At 65.2% G+C, this 20279-nt stretch carries 23 protein-coding genes and 1 pseudogene; 10 read left to right on the plus strand and 14 right to left on the minus strand.

Features of this window, described 5'->3' with window-relative positions; genetic code table 11:
* The first annotated feature begins 27 nt into the window (after window positions 1-27).
* Window positions 28-699 carry a response regulator gene (locus LG661_RS07875; RefSeq protein WP_230531326.1) on the plus strand — a complete coding sequence of 224 codons (672 nt, stop codon included), beginning with the start codon at window positions 28-30 and terminating at the stop codon, window positions 697-699.
* Here the strand turns inward: LG661_RS07875 and LG661_RS07880 are convergent.
* On the minus strand, window positions 696-1637 hold the full coding sequence (locus LG661_RS07880; RefSeq protein WP_230531327.1) for an alpha/beta hydrolase: 942 nt from the start codon (window positions 1635-1637) through the stop codon (window positions 696-698). The two genes, LG661_RS07875 and LG661_RS07880, sit on opposite strands and share 4 nt — an antisense overlap.
* A 95-nt stretch (window positions 1638-1732) precedes the next feature.
* Between LG661_RS07880 and LG661_RS07885 the strand changes: the two genes are divergently transcribed.
* Complete coding sequence (locus tag LG661_RS07885; protein WP_230531328.1) at window positions 1733-1993, plus strand: DUF6460 domain-containing protein; 261 nt, start codon at window positions 1733-1735, stop codon at window positions 1991-1993.
* 15 nt (window positions 1994-2008) lie between these two features.
* Window positions 2009-3346, plus strand: coding sequence for an MATE family efflux transporter (locus tag LG661_RS07890; RefSeq protein WP_230531329.1), 1338 nt, complete (start codon window positions 2009-2011; stop codon window positions 3344-3346).
* 9 nt (window positions 3347-3355) lie between these two features.
* On the opposite strand, the gene LG661_RS07895 is transcribed toward LG661_RS07890, so the two are convergent.
* Together LG661_RS07895 and LG661_RS07900 are read right to left on the minus strand one after the other, a co-directional pair.
* Window positions 3356-4438: a quinone-dependent dihydroorotate dehydrogenase gene (locus LG661_RS07895; RefSeq protein WP_230531330.1), complete on the minus strand. Its 1083-nt coding sequence runs from the start codon at window positions 4436-4438 to the stop codon at window positions 3356-3358.
* Entirely contained in the window at window positions 4435-4779 is a 345-nt protein-coding gene (locus tag LG661_RS07900) for a DUF952 domain-containing protein (RefSeq protein WP_230531331.1), read from the minus strand. Before LG661_RS07900 ends, LG661_RS07895 begins: the two co-directional genes overlap by 4 nt.
* Window positions 4780-4935: 156 nt before the next feature.
* Here LG661_RS07900 and LG661_RS07905 point away from each other — a divergent pair, with 156 nt between their 5' ends.
* Window positions 4936-5568, plus strand: a complete 633-nt coding sequence (locus LG661_RS07905; RefSeq protein ID WP_230531332.1) for a S24 family peptidase — start codon at window positions 4936-4938, stop codon at window positions 5566-5568.
* Window positions 5569-5571: 3 nt separating this feature from the next.
* On the opposite strand, the gene LG661_RS07910 is transcribed toward LG661_RS07905, so the two are convergent.
* From LG661_RS07910 to LG661_RS25350, 3 genes are all read right to left on the minus strand, one after another.
* The gene (locus LG661_RS07910; protein ID WP_230531333.1) at window positions 5572-7305 is read right to left on the minus strand and encodes a lysine--tRNA ligase; all 1734 of its coding nucleotides are present in this window, start codon (window positions 7303-7305) and stop codon (window positions 5572-5574) included.
* 77 nt (window positions 7306-7382) lie between these two features.
* Window positions 7383-8309, minus strand: coding sequence for a transporter substrate-binding domain-containing protein (locus LG661_RS07915; protein ID WP_407666674.1), 927 nt, complete (start codon window positions 8307-8309; stop codon window positions 7383-7385).
* A 67-nt stretch (window positions 8310-8376) separates the two neighbouring features.
* Window positions 8377-8589, minus strand: coding sequence for a hypothetical protein (locus tag LG661_RS25350; RefSeq protein WP_407666675.1), 213 nt, complete (start codon window positions 8587-8589; stop codon window positions 8377-8379).
* 63 nt (window positions 8590-8652) lie between these two features.
* Here LG661_RS25350 and LG661_RS25355 point away from each other — a divergent pair, with 63 nt between their 5' ends.
* Window positions 8653-8991, plus strand: coding sequence for a hypothetical protein (locus LG661_RS25355; protein ID WP_407666676.1), 339 nt, complete (start codon window positions 8653-8655; stop codon window positions 8989-8991).
* Window positions 8958-10175, plus strand: a complete 1218-nt coding sequence (locus LG661_RS07925) for a glycosyltransferase (protein ID WP_230531336.1) — start codon at window positions 8958-8960, stop codon at window positions 10173-10175. Before LG661_RS25355 ends, LG661_RS07925 begins: the two co-directional genes overlap by 34 nt.
* 9 nt (window positions 10176-10184) lie before the next feature.
* Here LG661_RS07925 and LG661_RS07930 read toward each other — a convergent pair.
* From LG661_RS07930 to LG661_RS07945, 4 genes and pseudogenes are all read right to left on the minus strand, one after another.
* A pseudogene (locus LG661_RS07930) lies at window positions 10185-10941 on the minus strand (IS5 family transposase).
* Between the two features lie 127 nt (window positions 10942-11068).
* Entirely contained in the window at window positions 11069-11278 is a 210-nt protein-coding gene (locus LG661_RS07935; protein ID WP_230531337.1) for a hypothetical protein, read from the minus strand.
* Entirely contained in the window at window positions 11275-13455 is a 2181-nt protein-coding gene (gene recD2, locus LG661_RS07940; RefSeq protein ID WP_230531338.1) for an SF1B family DNA helicase RecD2, read from the minus strand. Before recD2 ends, LG661_RS07935 begins: the two co-directional genes overlap by 4 nt.
* Window positions 13456-13550: 95 nt before the next feature.
* Window positions 13551-14213, minus strand: coding sequence for a trna delta -isopentenylpyrophosphate transferase (locus tag LG661_RS07945; protein WP_230531339.1), 663 nt, complete (start codon window positions 14211-14213; stop codon window positions 13551-13553).
* A gap of 352 nt (window positions 14214-14565) precedes the next feature.
* Here LG661_RS07945 and LG661_RS07950 point away from each other — a divergent pair, with 352 nt between their 5' ends.
* The gene (locus LG661_RS07950) at window positions 14566-15216 is read left to right on the plus strand and encodes a hypothetical protein (RefSeq protein ID WP_230531340.1); all 651 of its coding nucleotides are present in this window, start codon (window positions 14566-14568) and stop codon (window positions 15214-15216) included.
* Between the two features lie 10 nt (window positions 15217-15226).
* Here LG661_RS07950 and LG661_RS07955 read toward each other — a convergent pair whose 3' ends face one another.
* From LG661_RS07955 to LG661_RS07965, 3 genes are read right to left on the minus strand one after another with little or no spacing between them, the layout of a single operon-like run.
* Window positions 15227-16228 (minus strand): metallophosphoesterase family protein, encoded by a 1002-nt coding sequence (locus tag LG661_RS07955; protein ID WP_230531341.1) that lies wholly within the window; start codon window positions 16226-16228, stop codon window positions 15227-15229.
* Window positions 16225-18054 (minus strand): AAA family ATPase, encoded by a 1830-nt coding sequence (locus LG661_RS07960; RefSeq protein WP_230531342.1) that lies wholly within the window; start codon window positions 18052-18054, stop codon window positions 16225-16227. The genes LG661_RS07955 and LG661_RS07960 overlap by 4 nt, the downstream gene beginning before the upstream one ends.
* A gap of 2 nt (window positions 18055-18056) precedes the next feature.
* Complete coding sequence (locus LG661_RS07965; RefSeq protein ID WP_230531343.1) at window positions 18057-18353, minus strand: hypothetical protein; 297 nt, start codon at window positions 18351-18353, stop codon at window positions 18057-18059.
* A gap of 285 nt (window positions 18354-18638) precedes the next feature.
* Here LG661_RS07965 and LG661_RS07970 point away from each other — a divergent pair, with 285 nt between their 5' ends.
* From LG661_RS07970 to LG661_RS07980, 3 genes are read left to right on the plus strand one after another with little or no spacing between them, the layout of a single operon-like run.
* The gene (locus tag LG661_RS07970) at window positions 18639-19235 is read left to right on the plus strand and encodes a hypothetical protein (RefSeq protein WP_230531344.1); all 597 of its coding nucleotides are present in this window, start codon (window positions 18639-18641) and stop codon (window positions 19233-19235) included.
* Between the two features lie 5 nt (window positions 19236-19240).
* The gene (locus LG661_RS07975; protein WP_230531345.1) at window positions 19241-19654 is read left to right on the plus strand and encodes a hypothetical protein; all 414 of its coding nucleotides are present in this window, start codon (window positions 19241-19243) and stop codon (window positions 19652-19654) included.
* Window positions 19655-19686: 32 nt separating this feature from the next.
* Window positions 19687-19965 carry a hypothetical protein gene (locus LG661_RS07980; protein ID WP_230531346.1) on the plus strand — a complete coding sequence of 93 codons (279 nt, stop codon included), beginning with the start codon at window positions 19687-19689 and terminating at the stop codon, window positions 19963-19965.
* A 59-nt stretch (window positions 19966-20024) separates the two neighbouring features.
* Here LG661_RS07980 and LG661_RS07985 read toward each other — a convergent pair.
* A partial coding sequence (locus tag LG661_RS07985) for a hypothetical protein (protein ID WP_230531347.1) occupies window positions 20025-20279 on the minus strand: 255 nt, incomplete at its 5' end.

Raw genomic sequence — 20279 nt, forward strand, 5'->3', positions numbered from 1 at the left:
AAAAGCCTCTCGTGGGAGAAGACGACAGTGCAGGGTCCCGCCACCACGATCATCATCGCCGATGACCACCCCCTGTTCCGCGGTGCGCTGCGGCAGGCCATCGCCTCTTCCATGCCGCAGGCGCGCGTCATCGAGGCGAGCGGCATGGAGGACCTGAACGCGGCTCTGACCCAGGAGCGGGACGTGGACCTGATCCTGCTCGACCTCACCATGCCGGGCGTGCAGGGCTTTTCGGGCCTCATGTCCCTCCGGGCGCAGTTCCCGGAACTGCCGGTGGTCATCGTTTCCGCAACGGAAGAGCCTACCGTCATCCGCCGCGCCATGGACTTCGGCGCCTCGGGCTTCATTCCGAAATCCATCGACACGGACAGCATCGGCGGTGCGATCCAGGCCGTACTCGACGGCGACACCTGGACCCCGCCGGACGTGGATCTTTCGGCTGCGGAAGACAAGGAAACCGCCGATCTCGTCCGCCGCCTCGGCACCCTCACCCCACAGCAGGTCCGCGTGCTGACCATGCTGTCGGAGGGACTGCTCAACAAGCAGATCGCCTATGAGCTGGGCGTCTCGGAGGCCACCGTGAAGGCCCACGTTTCCGCCATCCTCGACAAGCTCGGCGTCGACAGCCGCACCCAGGCCGTGATCGCCGCCTCGAAGATCGGCGTCACCCAGCGCCCCTCCCCCGCCAGCGCCGATTAAAGCGCCTCCACGAACGCATCGATCCGCGACAGGGCCTGCTCCGACATCGCGCTGTCGAAGCGGATGAAGACATGGCAGCCGCCCGGCCAGATGGCGAGCTCGGTCCGGTTGTTGGCGGCAGCCCAGCGGGAGGCCATGAAGAGGGTATCATCCAGGAGCATGTCCCGCGTGCCGACGGAAAAGAGTGCGGGCGGCAGGCCCTTGAGATCGGCATAGAGCGGAGAAACCGCGGGGTCGCGCCGGTCGAGGTTCGGACCGCAGAAATTGTCGGCGAAAACCTTGACGCCGGGGGTGTTCAGGATGAGCGGTTCGTTGCCCCAGTTGGCGGCGCTCGGGGTCATGCTGACGTCGTAGCAGCCTGCAAAGAGGTTCGCGCCACGGAACGGGCTGAGGCCGTGCCTATCGCGCAGGCGCAGCAGGGTCAGGGCCAAAAGATGCGCTCCGGCCGACTCGCCGCCGATGAAGAGGCGCGACGTGCCGAAGCGGCTCTCCGCCTCCCGAGCAAGCCAGAGGGCCGCCGCCTCGCAATCGTCCGGGCCGGCCGGGAACGGGTGTTCGGGAGCAAGCCTGTATTCCACCGAGACCACCGCAAGGCCGCATCTGTCCGCTAAGCGGTCGAGCCAGGGGTCCTGCTCGTCGGCGGTGCCGATGGTCCATCCGCCGCCGTGGATGTGGAGATAGGCTCCGCGAGGATTGTCCGGGGCGATGATCCGCAAGGGGATCGGCCCGCCCGGGCCGTCGATGGCGATCGTTTTGGCCCTGAGGCTGAAAGGCAGGGGCGGAAAAATCCCTGCGCCCTTGCGGCGGTTCTCCCGGATGAGGGCGGGGGGAGCCTCCCAGTAGCGCCCCATGCCGGAGAGCTTCGCCACGATGTCCGCATTCTGAGCACGGATCTCGTCGCTGATGGCTGCGGGGTCGAAAAGCGCTGGATCGATCATGCCGGCCTCGGATGGGTTGCGTTCGTCATCGACCCTTGCGATGAAGCACACGCCAATGCGCAGGTCCAGTTACGCTTTCTGACGAGATTGAGGATATGTCCAACCTGAACCGGTTTCTCGGCGGCTCCCCCGGCACTGTGCTGGCGAAGCTGATCTTCCTGTCCCTGCTCGTCGGCGCCTTCATGGCGTTTCTCGATATCACGCCGGTCGGGCTGATCGAGGGCCTCTTCAACTGGCTCGCCTCGATCCTGGACCTCAGCTTCGAGACCGTGAAGGAGGTCGGGCTCTGGATCCTCTACGGCGCCGTCATCGTCGTGCCGCTCTGGCTCATCTCCCGCCTGCTCAGCCGGCGCTGATCGTCGAGGATCGTGATGGACGGCTCCCTTAACACCGAGCGCCCCGAAGTCTCCCACCGGCGGATCCTGGCGCTCGCGCTGCCGATGACCCTGTCGCATGTGACGACGCCCCTGCTCGGCCTCGTCGATGCGACGGTCATCGGACGCCTGGGCGACGCCTCTCTGCTGGGGGCCGTGGCGCTCGGCGCCGTCATCTTCGACTTTGTCTTCTGGAGTTTTGGGTCGCTGCGCATGGCCACCGCGGGCCTGACGGCCCAGGCGACCGGCGCCGGAAACCGGCACGAGGTCGATCTTACGCTTGCCCGTGCGTTTCTGGTGGCGGGCGTGACCGGTGTCCTGCTGATCCTGCTGCAATGGCCCATTGCAGCAGCCGCCTTTTCGCTCGCCGGCGCGAGCCAGGCGGTGACGGAGGCCCTGTCCGTCTATTTCTTCATCCGCATCTGGTCCGCCCCGTTCACGCTGGCGAATTACGTGATCCTCGGCTCGACGCTGGGACGGGGCCGCACGGATCTCGGCCTGCTGCTGCAGGTCGCGATCAACGTCGCCAACATCATCCTCACCGCCGTGCTGGTCCTCGTCTTCGAGATCGGCATCGCGGGCGCGGCCATCGGCACGGCAGTTGCGGAGGTGTTCGGCGTCGGCCTCGGGATGCTGGTCCTGCGCCGCCTCGGCTCTAACCCGTTTGCCGTGACATGGCCCGAGGTCCTGAACCGGGCGGCGATCCTGCAGACGCTCGCCATGAACCGGGACATCATGATCCGTAACGTGGCGCTGATCCTCGCCTTCTCGATCTTCAGCTCGCTCGGCGCGCGCTCCGGCGATGTCACGCTCGCCGCGAATGCGGTGCTCTACAACATGTTCCTGATCGGCGGCTATTTCCTCGACGGCTTTGCGACCGCCGCCGAGACCCTTTGCGGCCAGAGTCTTGGAGCCAAGGACGAAAGAGGGTTCCGCCGCGCCATCCATCTGAGCCTCGGCTGGAGCATCGGCTTCGGCCTTGCGGTCTCGTCCGTCTTCCTCATCGGCGGCGGGCTCTTCATCGATTTCGTCTCGACGAGCCCCGAGGTGCGGGCCTATGCGCGGGACTATCTCGTCTTCGCGGCGCTCACGCCCCTTTTCGGGGCCGCCGCCTTCGCATTCGACGGCATCTATACGGGCGCAACCTGGACCAAGGCCATGCGCGACCTCATGCTCGTGGCCCTTGCCGCCTACGGCCTCGTGCTCCTCGCCGCCAGCAGCCTCGGTAACACGGCGCTCTGGGTCGCGATGCTCGTGTTCCTGAGCGCGCGAGGCGTCGGCCAGGCCCTGCTCTATCCGAGCCTTGCAAGGCGAACCTTCGCGGCCATTGCCTGACAGCGCGGCTCAGAATCGCCCCTGCGCAATGGCGGCGGCGTCGCGGCCCAAGGCCTGGGCGAGATTCGTGTTCTCGCTCTCGAGCTTGCGCAGCAGGCCCTGCTTGATGTCGCCGATCAGCCCCGGCCCCTTGTAGACCATCGCCGAATAGAGCTGCACCAAGCTTGCGCCCGCCCGGATCTTCGCCCAGGCAGCTTCTGCTGAATCGATGCCGCCGACGCCGATCAGCGGAAGCTTGCGCTCCACACGAAGAAAGGTTTCGGCCAAGAGCTTCGTCGACGGCACGAAGAGCGGCTTGCCCGACAGACCACCCGTTTCCGTAGCGAGCGCCCGTTCCTGGAGGCTGTCAGGCCGCGCGATGGTGGTGTTGGAGACAGTGAGCCCATCGATGCCGCGGTGGAGCGCGGTCGCCACCATGGCGTCGAGCGCATCGAGGGAAATATCGGGCGCGATCTTGAGCAGGATGATGGTTTTTCCGTCCCGGTCGGCTTCGCTGCGCGCCTCGACGCAGCGCGCGAGAAGGTCGTCGAGAAAGGCCTCGCCCTGCAGGTCGCGCAGGCCCGGCGTATTGGGTGAAGAGACGTTGATCGTGAGGAAATCGACGAGGCCGCACAGGCTCCGGATACACGTCACATAATCGGCGATGCGATCGGTGGAATCCTTGTTCGCGCCGATATTGACGCCGACGATGCCGGGCCTGCCGCGGCGGCGCTCAAGGCGCTGGCGCGCGACCTCCAACCCGTCGCTGTTGAGGCCGAAGCGGTTGATCACGGCCTCGTCGCGGGTCAGGCGGAACACCCGCGGGCGCGGATTGCCTGCCTGCGGCTTCGGCACCACGCCTCCGAGCTCCACGAATCCGAAGCCGAGCGCCAGGAGCTGGTCGGGAGCCTCGCATTGCTTGTCGAAGCCGGCAGCAAGGCCGACGGGGTTCGGGACATGACGGCCGAACACATCCACCGCGAGGCGTGGATCGTCCGACGTTAGCGACACGGGCGGCATCAGGGAGAGGCTGCGGATCGTCAGCTGATGCGCGGTTTCCGCATCGAGGGCGTGGAGAGCCGGTTTGGCCAGAGAGAAGAGCGCGCCGATCATGGGGCAAGGTCCGGAAAGATGTGTTGGCCGTCCGCGCCCAAGGGAAGAGGCTTCACCCAGAGAACGGCGGATAGAGGCAGATGGGCGTAGAGATGAGGGAAGAGATCCCCGCCTCTCGAGGGCTCGAAGCGCAGCGCATCGCCAAGCGAGTCGGCATCGATGCCGATCAGCAGGAGATCGCTCTGCCCCGTGAAGTGCTTTGCCACGGTTTCGCGCAGCTGTTTTTCCGTCGAAAAGTGGAGGTACCCATCTTGTATGTCGATGGGAGCCCCAACGAAAATTCCGGCCTTTTCGGCCTCTTCCCAGAGAGATTTCGGACAGATTTTGTAAATGATGCGCATGAGTTGTGAGTAGTGCCCTGTCGCTTCAGGAGCAACCCCGACTAGACATATTGTCTCAATGAACCGTTGCGTGTTGCCGGAGTCATAGAAGAACCTTAATTCCTAAACTTGCTTCGGTTTCATCAATTTTTTCGCAGCGTTCGAAGGTTTCATACAATGTTGTCTCACGACCGGGTTTGGGCTGCGATCGATGCGCTGGCCGCACGTCACGGGATGACCGCATCGGGGCTGGCCCGCAAGGCCGGTCTCGACGCGACGAGTTTCAACAAGTCCAAGCGCGTCAGCCCCGAGGGACGTGAGCGCTGGCCCTCCACGGAGTCGATCGCCAAGATCCTGCGCGCTACCGGCGCATCTCTTGAGGACTTCCTGCGGCTCGTGGAGCCTGCAGGCTCGCTGCGCCGTTCCATGATCCCCATGATCGCGCTGCCCCAGGCCAGCGACAACAAGCTCTTCACCGACGAGGGCCTGCCGACGAGCGGACCGGGCTGGGACGAGATCGAGTTCCCCGACTTCGGCCAGGAGAGGGTTTTCGCCCTCGAAGTGACGGGCGACAGCATGGCTCCTCTCTACCGCGACGGAGACGTGCTCATCGTCTCGCCCACCGCCAGCACGCGCAAGGGCGACCGTGTCGTCGTCTGCACCACAAATGGCGACATCATCGCCAAGGAGCTCAAGCGCCGCTCCGCCAAGACCCTGGAGCTCGCCTCCTTCACGCCGGGCCAGGAGGATCAGGCGATCCCGGCGGAGGAGGTCGTCTGGAGCGCCCGCATCATGTGGGCGCGGCAGTAGAGGTTACGCCGCGCGCCCGGCCCCGCGCTCCTTCAGGAAAGCCTCGTGCTCTCGCACGAGGTCGCCGTTCAGCGCCTTTCTGATCAGCGCGCGGGTTTCCTTCACGCCATAGAGCGCAACGAAGGAGCCGAAGCGCGGACCGCGCGGCTCGCCCAGCAGCACCTGATAGATCGTGTTGAACCACTCGATGGATACGCCGGGGCGTTCGGGTGTCGCGCCCTTGGCCTTGAGATCCTGGTAGCGCGGCTCGGCGCGGCCCACATTGTAGATCTCTTCCTGGATCGCCTCAGCGGTGGCAGGCCGCTCGCCCGCTTCGAACGCGCCTAGCACCTCTTCCAGGCGGCGCAGGGAGGCAACTTCCACCTCGTCCGCCAGGCGGTAAGTCTTCTGCGGCTTCACGAAGTCCTCGAAGTAGCGCACGGCGCGCTTCACGAGGCTGTCGAGGCGCGGATGCGTCTCGGGCGACACACCCGGCGCATAGCGGCGAATGAAGCCCCAGAGCACGGCGGGGTCCTCGGAGTTCGCCACGGCGACGAGGTTGAGCAGCATGGAGAAGGAAATCGTCGTGCCAGGCTGGTTGCCACCTCCGGACGAGACCAGCTCCGGCGCTGGCGGCTCGCCCGCATGGAGATGCCAGACTGGGTTCATCAGGCGCACCTTGGCGTCCTGCGCGGGGTACTTCTCCAGGAAGGTGAGGTAGTCGTCCACCTGGCGCGGGATCACGTCGAAATAGAGTCTCTTGGCCTCGCGCGGCTTGTTGAACATGAACAGCCCCAGGCTGTCCGGCGTGCCGTAGGTGAGCCACTCGTCGATGGTCAGGCCGTTGCCCTTGGACTTGGAGATCTTCTGGCCCTTCTCGTCGAGGAAGAGTTCGTAGTTGAAGCCCTCCGGCGGTAACCCGCCGAGCGCCTTGGCGATCTCGCCCGACAGCTTGACGCTGTCGATCAGGTCCTTGCCCGCCATTTCGTAATCGACGCCGAGCGCCACCCAGCGCATGGCCCAGTCGGGCTTCCACTGCAGCTTGGCGTGGCCGCCCGTCACGGGCGTCTCGAAGCGCTCGCCCGTCTCTGGATCGCGCCAGACGATGGTGCCGGCATCCAGCTTGCGCTCGTCGATGGGCACCTGCATCACGATGCCGATCTTCGGGTGGATCGGCAGGAAGGGCGAATAGGATTGCTGGCGCTCCTCGCGCAGCGACGGCAGCATGATCGCCATGACCGCGTCGTAGCGCTCGAGCACGGTCAGCAGGGTCTTGTCGAAGAGGCCCGCCTTGTAGCACTCGGTCGCGGATTTGAACTCGTAGTCGAAGCCGAAGGCGTCGAGGAATTCGCGAAGCCGCGCATTGTTGTGGTGCGCGAAGCTCTCGTGCGTGCGGAACGGGTCCGGCACCTGGGTCAGCGGCTTGCCGAGAGCGGCCGCGACCAGCTCCTTGTTCGGGATGTTGTCCGGCACCTTGCGCAGGCCGTCCATATCGTCGGAGAAGGCGACGAGACGGGTCGGGATGGCATCGCCTGTCAGGACGCGGAAGGCATGGCGCACCATGCTCGTGCGGGCGACCTCGCCGAAGGTGCCGATATGCGGCAGGCCCGAGGGACCGTAGCCCGTCTCGAAGAGCGCCTCTTTCTTGCCCGTCTTTTCCAGCCGCTCGACGAGCTTGCGCGCCTCCTCGAAAGGCCAGGCGGTAGCCGTCTGGGCGGCTTCAACAAGAGCGGGGTCGAGAGACAGGGAGCGGGACATGGGATCCAAGGCTTGCAGAACGGTGCTTGCGGAAAGGGCGGCACACTAGGGTCACAGGCCAGCAGGGTCAATGCGGCTTAGAAGAGGCTGACCGGGAAGAAGCGCAGGTACAGCTCGGCATATTTGCCCTCCTTCCAGAGCTGGAGCAGGGCGTAGTCCAGGGCCCGGCGGAGGGTGTCGTCGTCCTTGCGGGTGATGAAACCCACGCCCTCGCCGAAGAACCGGCTCTCGAGATAAGGCCCGCCGACGAAATCGCAGCACCCTTCGGATTCCTCGCCGCCGATCCAGAGAGCGAGGCCGAGGGCGTCCGCGAACAGGTAGTCGAGCTCCCCGCCCTTGAGCGCCGTCTGGGCCGCCGCGAGATCCGGATAGGGCTTGAGGGTCGTACCCGGCATGAAGGCCTTGGCGAAGGCCTCATGGGCCGTGCCCGAGATCACGCCGATGGTCTTGCCCTGAAGAGTCTTGGCCTCGGGGACGGGCAGGTTGCGGTCCTTCCGGGCGGCGAAGCGCGCCGGGATCTTGAAATAGGGCGCAGTAACATCGAAGCGCTGCCTCAAGCCCGCATTCAGGGGAATGGCCGCGGCCACCACGTCTCCCTCCCCTGCGGCGAGGGCGTCGAGGAGCGTGTCGAAGCGGCGGACCTGAACGGTGCAGGTGATGCCCAAGCGCTCGCAGGCCGCCCGGGCGAGTTCGACGGAAAAGCCCGTCGGGGCGCCATCCAGACCCGGGAAGTGAAGCGGCGGAAAATCGTCGTCAACGAGGAAGCGGACCGTGCGCATCCCCGTCAGATCGGGCCTCTCGAGCGGGGCTTTCGGATCCCAGAAGTTGGGGACCGATACGCCCTGAGCGGCAGCGGGGCCGGACAGCCATCCGAGCAGCAGGAGGAGGGATAAGAGAGCTCTCCTCGCGGAAAGGGGCTTGATCTCATGCCGGAGGCAGGCGACGAATGAAATAATATTTCGCATATTCAACCGGTACTTTCCTTGCCTCACCGCCTCGCACAACCGCGGAACGTTCCCGCAGGAGCCACCCTGGCCGGTTAGGCAGGGTCTAGCGGAGGGACGTCGGCAGTCAACTGCGCTGCCGGTCGAGATCGGCTTTCTGGCGCGGCATGGGATCGCCCCCGAGCTTCTGCAGGATGCGGCCTTTCTCGCCGAGATCACCGGCGTCTCTGCCGACGAATACCTGCTGAGGACGGGCCTTGTCAGGGAACACGACTTCTACCGGGCGCTTGCAGATGAGCTCGGCCTGCCTTTCGCCGCATCTCCCAAGCCGTCGCGCCATGCAGCCTATCCCGGCGCAATCCTCGCGGGCTTTGCGCCCCTGGCGGGTCCCGAGGGCGGTTTCGTGCTCGCTCCACGCGGCGCGGCTCTGAGGCAACTCCTGAAGAACTGTGCCCTGCCCGGCCGCCTGGTCATCACAAGCCCGACCTTGCTCAGGCGGGCGGTCTTCCGCCTCCATGCCCGGGCGATCGCCTATCGCGCCGCAAACGCTCTGCCCGACTGGAACCCGCACCTGTCGAGCCGCGACCGTGCCAGTGCGTTTCAGATCGGCGGCATCGCCATTCTCGCCCTGCTCCTCGTGACCGGCGGAATTCTCGCGCCCGGTCCAACCTTGGCCATCGCGACGGGAACTTTAAGCCTTTCTTCGGCATGGTCCTACTGCGGCTGGCTGCCTCGTTCCTGAGCCATCCGGTCGAGCCGAAGAATCCGCTGCCGCGCACGGACGATACGAGCCTGCCGGTCTATACGGTGATCGTCGCCCTCTACCGGGAAAGGCGGATCGCATCGCGCCTGATCGCCGCCCTCAAGCGCCTCGACTATCCGGCGGCCAAGCTCGACGCCAAGCTGGTGCTCGAAGCCGACGACCGGGAAACGCTTCATGCGCTCACAGCCCTCGACCTGCCGGGCTTCATCGAGATCGTCGTCGCGCCGAGCGGCCAACCGCGGACGAAGCCTCGCGCGCTGAATGTCGCCCTGCCTCTGGCACGCGGCGCCTTCACGGTGATCTACGATGCGGAGGACGTGCCCGATCCGGGACAGTTGCGCCTGGCGCTGGCCGCCTTTGTGCGCGAGGCGCAGGATGTCGCCTGCCTCCAGGCTCGGCTTACCATCGACAACACGGACGATACCTGGCTCACGCGTCTCTTCACCATTGAGTATGCGGCGCTGTTCGACGTCCTCAATCCGGGCCTTGCGGAGATCGGAAGCCCGATTCCTTTAGGCGGAACCTCCAACCACTTCCGCACCTCCGTGCTGAAGGAGATCCATGGCTGGGATGCCTGGAACGTTACGGAGGATGCGGATCTCGGCATCCGTATGGCCCGGCTCGGGTACCACATCGCGGACCTTCCCTCTTCCACCCTCGAGGAAGCGCCCGGGACACTTCGCGCCTGGATGAACCAGCGGACGCGCTGGATGAAGGGTTTCATGCAGACGAGCCTCAGCCATTCGCGAAAGCCATGGATCGGCCTATCCCAGCTCGGCCCCTGGCGCGCCTATGCCGCCCTCGTCTTGACCGCAGGCACAGTGCTCAGCGCGCTGGGCTATCCCTTCTTCACGGGACTGGTGCTGATCCCCTGGCTTGCGGGTACGCCCGTGATCGCTCCCACGGAGTGGCACGTTCTCTGGCGTTCCGTCAGCGTCACCCTTTTCACGATGGGCGTTCTCGCCGTCTTCGTCCCGGCCGTCGTCGCGCTCCATCGGAGGCGTCTGTGGCGGCTTTTGCCCTGGGTGCCGCTGCTGCCGATCTATTACGGGCTCGTCAGCCTCGCGGCATGGCGTGGCCTCTGGGAATTGGTGACGGATACTTTCCGCTGGAACAAGACGAGCCACGGGCTCGCCCGGACCTCGCGCAACGGTCTGCTCTAGGGTCAGGCCTCATAACCAGAAAGCGACAATTGCGGCGATGTGGACGGCGGCGAGATGGTTTCGGGCCAACCTGTCATAACGTGTTGCGATCCGACGGAAATCCTTGAGCCGGCAGATGGTGCGCTCGATGCGATTGCGGCCGCGATAGATCTCACGATCAAAGGGATGGCGGCGCTTGCGCGTCGGGTTGTTCGGAATTACCGGCTGCGTGCCACGCGCCAGCAGAAACCGGCGCAAACCATCGCTGTCGTAAGCCGCATCCGCCAGGCACAGACAGGGCGCCGGCAGAGCGCCGATGAGAGGGAGAGCGCCACGCGCGCATCACCGCGCTGGCCGGGGCTCAGCTCGATGGCGACCGGCCGGCCCTGGGCGTCGACCGCCGTGTGGATCTTGGTGGTGCGCCCGCCGCGCGAGCGCCCGATGGCCTGCGCCTCGCCCCCCCTTTGCCGCCGCCCGCGCAGCGATGCGCCTTGGCATGGGTGGAATCGAGCAGGAGGGCGGCTGGCGGTCCGCCGGCGCGGGAGAGTGTCTCGAACACCTCGCGCCAGACGCCCCGCGCCGCCCAGCGCACGAAGCGGTTGTAGAGGGTCTTGCGGGGGCCATAGGCGGGTGACGCATCGGCCCAGCGTCCGCCGGAGCGCAGCACCTGCACGATGCCGGAGATCACACGCCGGTCGTCCACCCGCGGCACGCCGCGGGTGTTGCTGGGCAGAAGCGGCGCATCGCGGGCAAACTGCGCGTCGGACAGCCAGAACAGATCCGTCATGGAAAGGCACCTCGCTTCAGGTCCTCACCAGATCACCAGCCAATTCCGTCCAATTCATGGGTCCAGACCCTAGGGCATTTGGAATGCCGCTATTTCGGACGGGGAACCGGTTCCCACTTTGTGGGCTCTAGAAACACCAGGCGAGGACGGAGACCACCATGTCATTGAAGACAATGCCGCCATAGCGCCACCACAGCAGCCCGCCGGATGCGACAAGACACAGCACGGCCGCACTTACGAGCGCAAGGCTTACGCGGCGCTCGGTTCTGCCGGTCTGGTCGGTCTCGATGCTCATGGACACATGATAAGCGGCCTGGAGGCCCAAGGGAAGGCTCAAGTCCTCAGCCAGTGCCCGAGCCTCGTCAGACGCAGCTCCTCCTCGCCGGCGACCGCCTGCGCCAGAGCTGCGCGGCTCCCGACGAGCACCACGAGGCGGCTTGCGCGGGTCACGCCCGTATAGAGATGCTTGCGCCGCAGCATCGCACCTCGCTGGAGGGTGACGGGAACAATGACGGCGGGATACTCGGACCCTTGCGCCTTGTGGATCGTTACTGCATAGGCCAGGGCCAGCTCGTCGAGTTCCTTCAGGGAATAGCCCACGAGCCGGTCCTCGAAGGCCACCGTGAGCTCCCCATGGGTCCTGTTGACCTCGCGCACGATGCCGACCTCGCCGTTATAGACGTCTCGGTCGTAGTCGTTGCGGACCTGCATGACCTTGTCGCCCGGCCCATAGACGGTGCCTGCCCGGTGGAGGCTCTCCGGCCCCGGCGGGTTGAAAAGCTGCTGCAATTCGCCGTTCAGCATGTGCGTACCGAGCTTTCCCCGGTTCATCGGGCAGATGACCTGTACGTCGCGCATGGGATCGAGTCCGAATCTTCGCGGAATCCGCTCACGGATGAGGATCGCCACCTTGGCCATGGCGTCCAGGGGATTGTTGGCTTCGACGAAGTAGAAATCCGAATCCGCCCTGTGCTCCAGATCCGGCACCTGACCCCGGTTGATGGCGTGGGCTGCTGCGATGATGCGGCTATCCCGCTCCTGCCGGAAGACTTCCGTCAGGTGCACCACCGGAACGGCGCCGGATGCGATGATGTCTGAGAGGATCTGCCCCGGACCGATGGAGGGAAGCTGGTCCACGTCGCCGACGAGAAGCAACGAGGCCTCGTCGGGCAGCGCGCGAAGCAGCGCCGCCATCAGACGGATGTCGAGCATGGAGGCCTCGTCGACGACGAGGAGATGGCACTCGAGCGGGGCCTTGGCGTTGCGGCGAAAGCCGCCCTCCGATGCTTCGAGCAGCCGGTGGATCGTCCTGGCAGGCGCGCCGGTGCTCTCCGCCAGACGCTTGGCGGCGCGGCCCGTGGGCGCTGCGAGCGCAATCGTGAGGCCATGCTCCGCCGCCAGATGAGTGAGGCTTCGGATCAGGGTCGTCTTGCCCACGCCCGGTCCGCCGGTCACGACCAGCACCTTCGAGCGGCACGCCGCCGCCAGCGCCTCGCGCTGGCTCGGGGAATAGGAAACGCCGATGGCGATCTGGGCCTCCGCAATGACCTGCTTGCTGTCGAGGCGGCTCCAGGGATGCATCCCTTCCGCAAGTTCCTTCAGGCGCTGCGCGATGAAGATCTCGGCCCCGTAGAGATTCCTGAGAAAGACGCAGCGCCGCCCGTCGAGATCGTCCGCAATCAGACGGCCTGCGGCGCATTCCGCATCAAGGGCAGGCTGCAGTGCGGCCTCAGGGATTTCGAGCAGCCGGGACGCCTTGCGCAGCAGATCCTCCGCCGGCAGGCCGCAATGTCCGTCCCCCACCGCCTCGCCCAGAACGCTCGCGAGACCGGCCTGGAGCCGCACCTCGGCGCTTGGCCCGAAATCGAGCTGAGCGGCGATGCGGTCGGCGAGAGCGAACTCGAAATCGGGAAGGTCGAGGGTGAGGCTGTAGGGATTGGCCTGGATGATCTCGATCGCCTGCATCCCATAGGCGCGATAGATCCGCGTGAGCAGGAAGCCGCCGATCCCGAAGGAGTTAAGGAAAGCGGCGATGTCCTTCATCGTGCGATGCTCGGCAAAGGACGTGGCGATGCTGAGCGCTTTCGCCATGCCGATGCCGTGCACCCGCGTGAGTTCGTGCGGGCGCTGCTCGATCACATCGAGAATACGCGAGCCGAAGGAGGCGATAAGTCTCTGCGCGCTCGACGGGCCGATGCCTTTCAGCAGCCCCGATGCGAGGAAGCGCTGCAGGTCCTCCTCCGTCGTCGGCGCGGAGGTGCGCAGTTCGCCTGCACGGAACTGAATGCCGTGATTGCGGTCCTTGAGCCAGGATCCGCTCGCCTCGACGACTTCGCCGATGGCGATCCGCGGAGCATGGCCGACGACGGTGACCGGCTTGCGATGGCCGCGTGCCCTCACCCGCAGAACGCAGAATCCGGTCTCGTCGTTGTGGAACGTAATTCGCTCGATGGTGCCGGTGAGATGCTCTGAAAGGGAAAGCGCTTCCTGGGCGACCGCGGGGTTATTCGGCATCGTTGAGGCTTGAACCGCGAGCGCCGGAACGCTGCCCTATCGGGAAAGGAGAGGCAGGACGGCGAAAGCCACCCTGCCTTTTCATCAAGCGGATTTTACGCCGCCTTCTTGGTCGGCCAGCCGAGCTCCACGAGGCGCGCCTTGGCGTAATCGCGGATCTCGTCGCGGATGCCTTCCGGAAGATCGTTGAGAAGGCGCTGCGTGTCGGCGTGGAGCATCAGGTCCGTGACCGCATTGATGGTCTTGGCCTTCTTGATCTTCTGCTTCAGCTCGTCCTCGGTCTCACCGCTGGATGCAGCCGCCTCGACCCTGCCCTTCTGCGGCTCGGTCTTCTCCACCTCGACAGGCGCTTCCATGCCGGGACGGCCCTGCTTGAACTCGTCGGCCTCCTCTTCGGAATAGACGTAGCCGTGCAGCTCGATGAGCTTGAGGATGACGCGATCCTTCGCCCGCTTCTCAGCCATGGCATAGACGTAGGCCGCCTGCTTGCCGGAGACGCGGTAGTTCACGCCGATCAGCGCCTCGCCGATGGACCACTCGACCCGGTCGCCCATGCGGCCCGTCACCTGGATCACCGCCTCGTCGCGCTCGGCGCGGATGATCTTGGGCTCGTCGAAGATAACCTTCGCCTGAGCCGCGATGCGCTCCAGGGTCTTGTGGTAGATCACGGCCGTGCCCTGGACGCGCCAGACATTGCCGGCCATGGGCTCTCCGAACTTCCCAAGCACCTCGGCGATTTTCTTGTCCGTCGTGTTCATTCTCGATCCTACTCTCAAAGGTGCCCGCAATCGGTCCCACGCTCTTTCTGACAGGCTCTGATCGGACAGGCATGTTCGTTATTTGTTCTATACCAGATCCGAGTCTCAGGGTCCAGTTCCAGCCCGATCAACCAAGCCCGAAAGCGCTTATCCTTCAGCATGTTGGCCCAGCGTCATTTTGACTCAAGCAACGTGCAGTCAAGCTTGGGCAGCCCTTTAGTGAACCCTGGCCTGATGCTTCTGCTCCATTTGACGAAATCCCAATCGTTCTATATTCGTTCTCATTCATCCCACCCGCGAGACCTTGCCTCATCCGGCAGGGCCTTGACCCAAACCGTTTCCGGAGGAGCCGATGTCTGCGCAAGAGATCCTCGACCTGGCGGACCGGCGCCCCGCCCGCCGCTCCGGATCCCGGCGCGCCCAGAAGCGCCCGTCCACGCCGCTGACCCGCAACGGGCTCATCGCCGACTTCCTGGGGATCTGCGAGCTCGATCCCGAGGTCGAGACCTTGCGTGCGCCGGCCGATCCGGCCACGTTCGAGATCGGCGGCGAGACCGTCGAGCATGTCGCCGATTTCGAGATCGTGCGGGATGGCGTTTCCTCCCTCGTCGATGTGATGACGGATGACGACCTGCTGACCCATTCCCTGCGCGCGGCGGCCCTGCACGGCGTGACGGCGCAGGATGGACGCCCTTTCCTGATCGAGACCGCCGCGAGCATCCGCGCCGAGCCGCGCTTCACGACGGTGCGCCTCGTCATGGCCTGCAAGCGCACGTCCGTCACAGCCGGCGACCGGGTGCGGATCCTGCATCAGCTCGATGAGGTCGGCGCCATGCGGCTGGTCGATTGCGCGAGCGGCGTCATGAACACGCAGGACGGCGTCGCCGCCGTCCTGGCGCTGGCCTGCGAAGGCCTGATCGCGGTCGATATCAGCCGCCCCATCCTTCCTGAGACGCAGGTGCGCCGACGCCGCCTGCCCTATTCCGATCCATTCGGGTTCTAGAACCGTTGCTCTAGGATTGGGCCGCGTGGCGCTCCACCGCCTCAGAGAGGAGCGAGCGCACGATCGCGCGCACCGCGTCCGACGTGTTGTCCTCTGAGAATTTCGCCTCAATTTCGTCGCGGACGATGGAGCCGTCGCCGCTGCGCTTCAGCTCCGTCGAAGTCTCGGCCTGAAGCAGCGTGACGAAGGCGCTCTCGACCTCGCGCGCGACTGCCCCAGCATCGGCCGCATCGACAAGGCGTCCCGTCAGGTCGAACACGCCGCTCTCGAAGGGCAGCGCCTGTGCCTCCAGTTCACCGCCCGCGTCGAGAATCCAGGCGCGTGGAACGTGATCGACGAGATCCACCGATTGCCGGGTGATGTTGCCGGGATTGGCCCAGCGCGTCCGGCCCGCGAGAACCGATTTCTGCGTCTTGTGAATGTGCCCGTTCACGAGAAGGTCGCAGCCTTCCACCGCGAAGGGCGGAACCGCTCCGGGATAGCCGCCATCGAAAGCGATGTCGTGGTGGGTGAACCAGGCCTGCAGATCGACGCCGGAGAAGGAGCCGCGCATGTCCGTCGGGATCGCCTGGCCGTAGGGCGTCATGCCGATCCCTAACCGGCGCGTACCGATCAGGACCTCCATTACGGGGGCGGAGGTCGCCACCACATCGACCACGTCGCAGAGCCCGAGGAGCGCCAGCGAGTCGCTGTCGGTGAGCACCGTGTGCTGGATGTCGTGGTTGCCCACATTCACGATGGGACGGCGGCGAAATCCCTTAAGGACCCGGATGAGCTGGTTCTTCAGCGACTCGTCAGGTTCCACGGGCCTGTCGAAGAGATCGCCGAGGATGATGACGCCAAGATCGCGCTCATTTGCAATGGCGACGCAACGCTCGAGCTTGCCGAGCACGGCCTGCGGCCACACGGCATCCCTGCGCCGCCCCGGACGGCGCGAGCCTACATGCGGGTCGCCGATGACGAGAAGGCCCTCGCAGGCCACGGGTTCGAGACGGTCTCCAGACAGGATCATGCGGTCAGCCGCTCCGAGGGCTTCGAGGAATGGGACGAATGGGCGTGATGCTCCAGCAGGTTGTCGGCGCTGACCGGCGAGCCGCAGGTGGGGCAGAGCCCGCCTGTCTCCTCGACCAATTGCGCCATCTCGGCCTGGACGGATTTCAGCTCCTCGTCGATCTTCGCCATGCGGCCCTGGACGATCAGGGCGGCGCTGCGCAGATCGGTGAGGCGCTTGAGGATGTCTTTCTGCGGCCCCGTGTTTTCAAGGGCCGGAACGGTTGCAGGCAGGTCCCGCAGCGCCGCAGCCCGGTGCTTGGCGTTGGCGAGCGAGCGCGAGATCTGCACGACTTGGCGGCCGAGCCGCTCGCGTTCGCGGCTCCGTTCGACCGTCCGGCTCAGCTTTGCCAGCTGCTCCGGCTCCGGCAGCGCCGCCGTCGCCTCGGTCCGCGCCTTCGCCTTCGCCAGGCGCTGCCGGATGCCGGACAGCTGCATCGCGCGCGCCTGAAGCCTCTCGAGGCGAAGGGTGGCAGCCTTGACCTGATCGGCCTGCCCTCGCGCCTGTGCCAGATCCTCCTTCAAGGAATCGAGCTCGACCAGCTGGTCGAGCGTTTCCTTCAGCGCGATCAGCTCCTTCTCGCCATTGCGGACGAGGGCGTTGTCGCGCGCGCAGCGTTCGCGATGGATGACGAGCATGTCGCGGATGTAGCTCGCCTCCTGTCCAATGGAGAGAACAGCCGAACGCCGCGAGGCGGTCTCGCCGAGGAGGAAGACGGGAAACTTCTGGTGCGCGATATGGACGTCGAGGTCCTCCACCTTGGTGATGCGGAAGAGGTCGGCCGCCCAGTCCGGGACGTTGCGTCCGCCGGTCTCGTAGCGCATGCCCTTCTCCTCGACGACGGAGCCGTCCGCCTCGTGCAGGGACCAGACATTGACCGGCGAGCGGCGCGGCTGGCGCGTGAAGCGTAGAACCCGCCTGCCTGCAACCCCGATCTCGACAGTGGCGGCTTTCGTCCCGGCGCGCACGAGACTGTCGCGCGCCTCGCCGTAGAACACGGCGCGCAGGCTGCGGATGAAGGTGGACTTGCCCCGGTTGTTCGGTCCGATCAGGGCGTTCACGCCGGGGCTCAAGTGAAGCGTCGCATCCTCATAAGCCTGCACGTTGACGAGGCGGATGAAGCGCAGGCCCGGCTGCACATCGTCCCATTGCGGGCCGGTATCGACAGATTGCACCGTCACCCCGGAGCCGGGCTCGCCGACGATGCGCGCGATATGGAACTTGCCGGAGAACTGCGACAGGTCGTGGTGGGAAACGGCAAGGCACTGCACGCCGAGCCGCGCAGCGCCGTCCTCCAGGACCTTGTAGAAGGACGAGACGCGACCGGGCGCGATCCAGCAATCCGCCTCGTCGAGGGCGAGAAAGCGCGCTACATCCGCCTTGACCACCGCGATCAGCCGCAGGGCCATGCCGATCACGTTGGTAAGCGCGCCGCCATTGTCCTCCAGCACGTCTTCCAGGGTGCCGTCCGGACGCCTCACGCAGATATCGAGGGAGGCCAGCCCGCGCTCCGTCGAGAGTTCGAGCGCCACGGGCTTCTCGCCGGGCAGCACTTCCTGCACGAGGACCGTGAGCAGCGTCTCGAAGGCCGCGAGGCTGCGGCGGCTCGCGCTGCCGTGCACCGCTTCGATGAAGGCTTCCACCTCGTCCTTGACGGCAAGCCTTCCCTTGGCGAACTCCACGTCGCGGGTCAGCTCCGCGATGCGCGCTACGACGCCATCGCGGCGGCCATCGAGGCGCGCGAGCAAGGCAGCGACGCGCGCCACATCATGGTCGATGGCGTGCACGCTCAACGCTCGTCCCCAAGCTGCCGGAGGCGGGTTTCGATATCGCGGAGAGCGTCTCCGAATTCCTCGACAAGCTTGGCGTTCTGCGTGAGCGCCGTCTCGATCAGCTGCTGGATCGCCGCCTCGTCATCCATGCCGAATTCATCAAGCGCGACCTTACGCGCCTCCTCCAGCTCGGCCGATAGGCGCTCGACCTCGCCTTCCGCGCGGATCCGCTCCGCCCGAAGCTTGTCGAAGGTCTTCCGCATTTCTTCGAGGCGCCGCAGGCTATCCGATTCCAGGCGTGTCAGGCTCGTCATGAGGGGGTTCCGATGCAGATGAATGGTCAAGCTTTAACTGATGATCGGCGATACTTCACCGCAACGACTTCGCCTCATTTTGGGCCGGATCATAGACGAACTCTTCAACGCTGACATCCAGCCCTCCACATAATGCCGGTTACTCCAAGATTACAGTCCAGCGCAACGGACTTTGCTTGACACAGGATGTGCCGGCATTATGTTCATGTTTTGTTCCACGTGAAACATGCGCTTCGGATGTGACGCCATTGGGGCGGACAATCCCGTCGCCGGAGGAATGGCAGAATGACCGCGATGACGGACGAGCGTCCAATCTTCGAGAACGAGGAATGGCTCGTGACCGAGAGCGGCCTCGAACATAAGACGACCGGCTATTTCATCGACCGCGACAGTCTCGGCCAGCGCCGCGAGGACGGGCTATGGGCCTGGCCGCTGCACATGGCCGAGAAGAGCTGGTGCACGGCTGCCGTTTTCGCCGAGGCGTTCGCCTGCGCGGCAGCGACTTACCGTGTCGAGATGGACGCCGATCTCGCGCGCACGTTCCGGATCGCGCGGTCCGAAATATCGCCTTGGCCGCAGCCTGAAAAACAACGGTTTCATCCTGCTCCTCCCCTGCCCGCCTCCTTGCGGCCAGAGGAGTCAGACACCATCTTATGGACATCGAATTCGCCGCCGATTCCTCCGACGATTCAAGGTCCGGAGAATTCGCGTGACGGTTGGCGCCCGCAGAAGAAGGCGCGCCCGTTTTCGGCCCATGCACAGCAACATCTCGCGCACCTGATGATGGTGAGCAGTTCCGCTTCATCGCGGAAGCCGCGCCAGATTCGCAGGACCGGGACGAAGCTCGTTCGGTTGCTCCAGGCTGCCTGGAGCACAAGGTGAATGCCATGCCACGGTTCGACGTCGAAGTTGAGAAGCGAAACGGCTCGGACGCTTTTTGCGGCGAAGCCGGTAAAGAGGAATTAGCAGAAATCGGTACAGCGGACGAGTTCGCGCAGCAGGTGATCCGCACCATTTGCCATGCAAGCGTGACCCCTTCCGTCGGACGCCATAGTTTCGAGCGCTGCATGCGCGCGCTCGCCTTCGGCTCGACCGCCCGCGCCGGCTTCCGCCACCCGGGTAAGGCCGATGCCATCGACCTGATCTGGCGTGAGCGCGCGCGCCTCTTTGCCGATTATGCCGCGAGCGCCGACAAGCTTGCGTTCCTCGCGACGCTCCCCTGGATCGGGCCCGTCACGAAACACTCTCTCGCCCGTCGCCTCGGCATCTTCGCCGAGGGCCGGGAAAAGGCTGTCGCCTGATGCGAACGAAGAACAACAAGAGGAATCACCCCATGTCGAAAGTCCGAGCTAGCGATGTCGGCTTCTGCGTGACCGACAGCAACGCCAATGCCATCGCCGAAAATCTCGTGCACCGGATCCGTGAGTCCACCGCGGACATGGAGAGCCAGGTTAATCGGCTCTATCGTGGGCGCCAGGCCTATGATCTCGACGATGCCGCCAAGCTCGACCTCGACCGGGCGATCGAGCGCCTGACCTACATGGCGCGGACCCTGCGCGATGTTCGAAAAGAGCAGCAATCCGACATCGTCTACCTGCAGGCGGCCGAGTGACAGGACCTTTCGGAGAACAACTCTGACAGCTCCTGCCGGAGACCTCCCGGTCAGCTATCTCATATCTGTCGAGAAATGCCGGTGCCCTGCGCCGGCATTTCCTTTTCAGCAGCCCCGACCTTCCCCCGGAAACCCGCGCTCCTGTCTCCGCTTGAGTTTTCTTCGGAACAAATGTAGAACATTAGGCGATGCCATCGCGGCAGGAGAGTGCAGCAGACCCGAAGCCGGGCGGTGGCAAGGCTTTCCGCCCTTCGGGAGGAATGATAGGAGGCCGTTATGGCTGGATCGGTGAACAAGGTGATTTTGGTGGGCAA

This window comes from Microvirga roseola (genome assembly GCF_020866965.1).
Lineage (GTDB): Bacteria > Pseudomonadota > Alphaproteobacteria > Rhizobiales > Beijerinckiaceae > Microvirga > Microvirga roseola.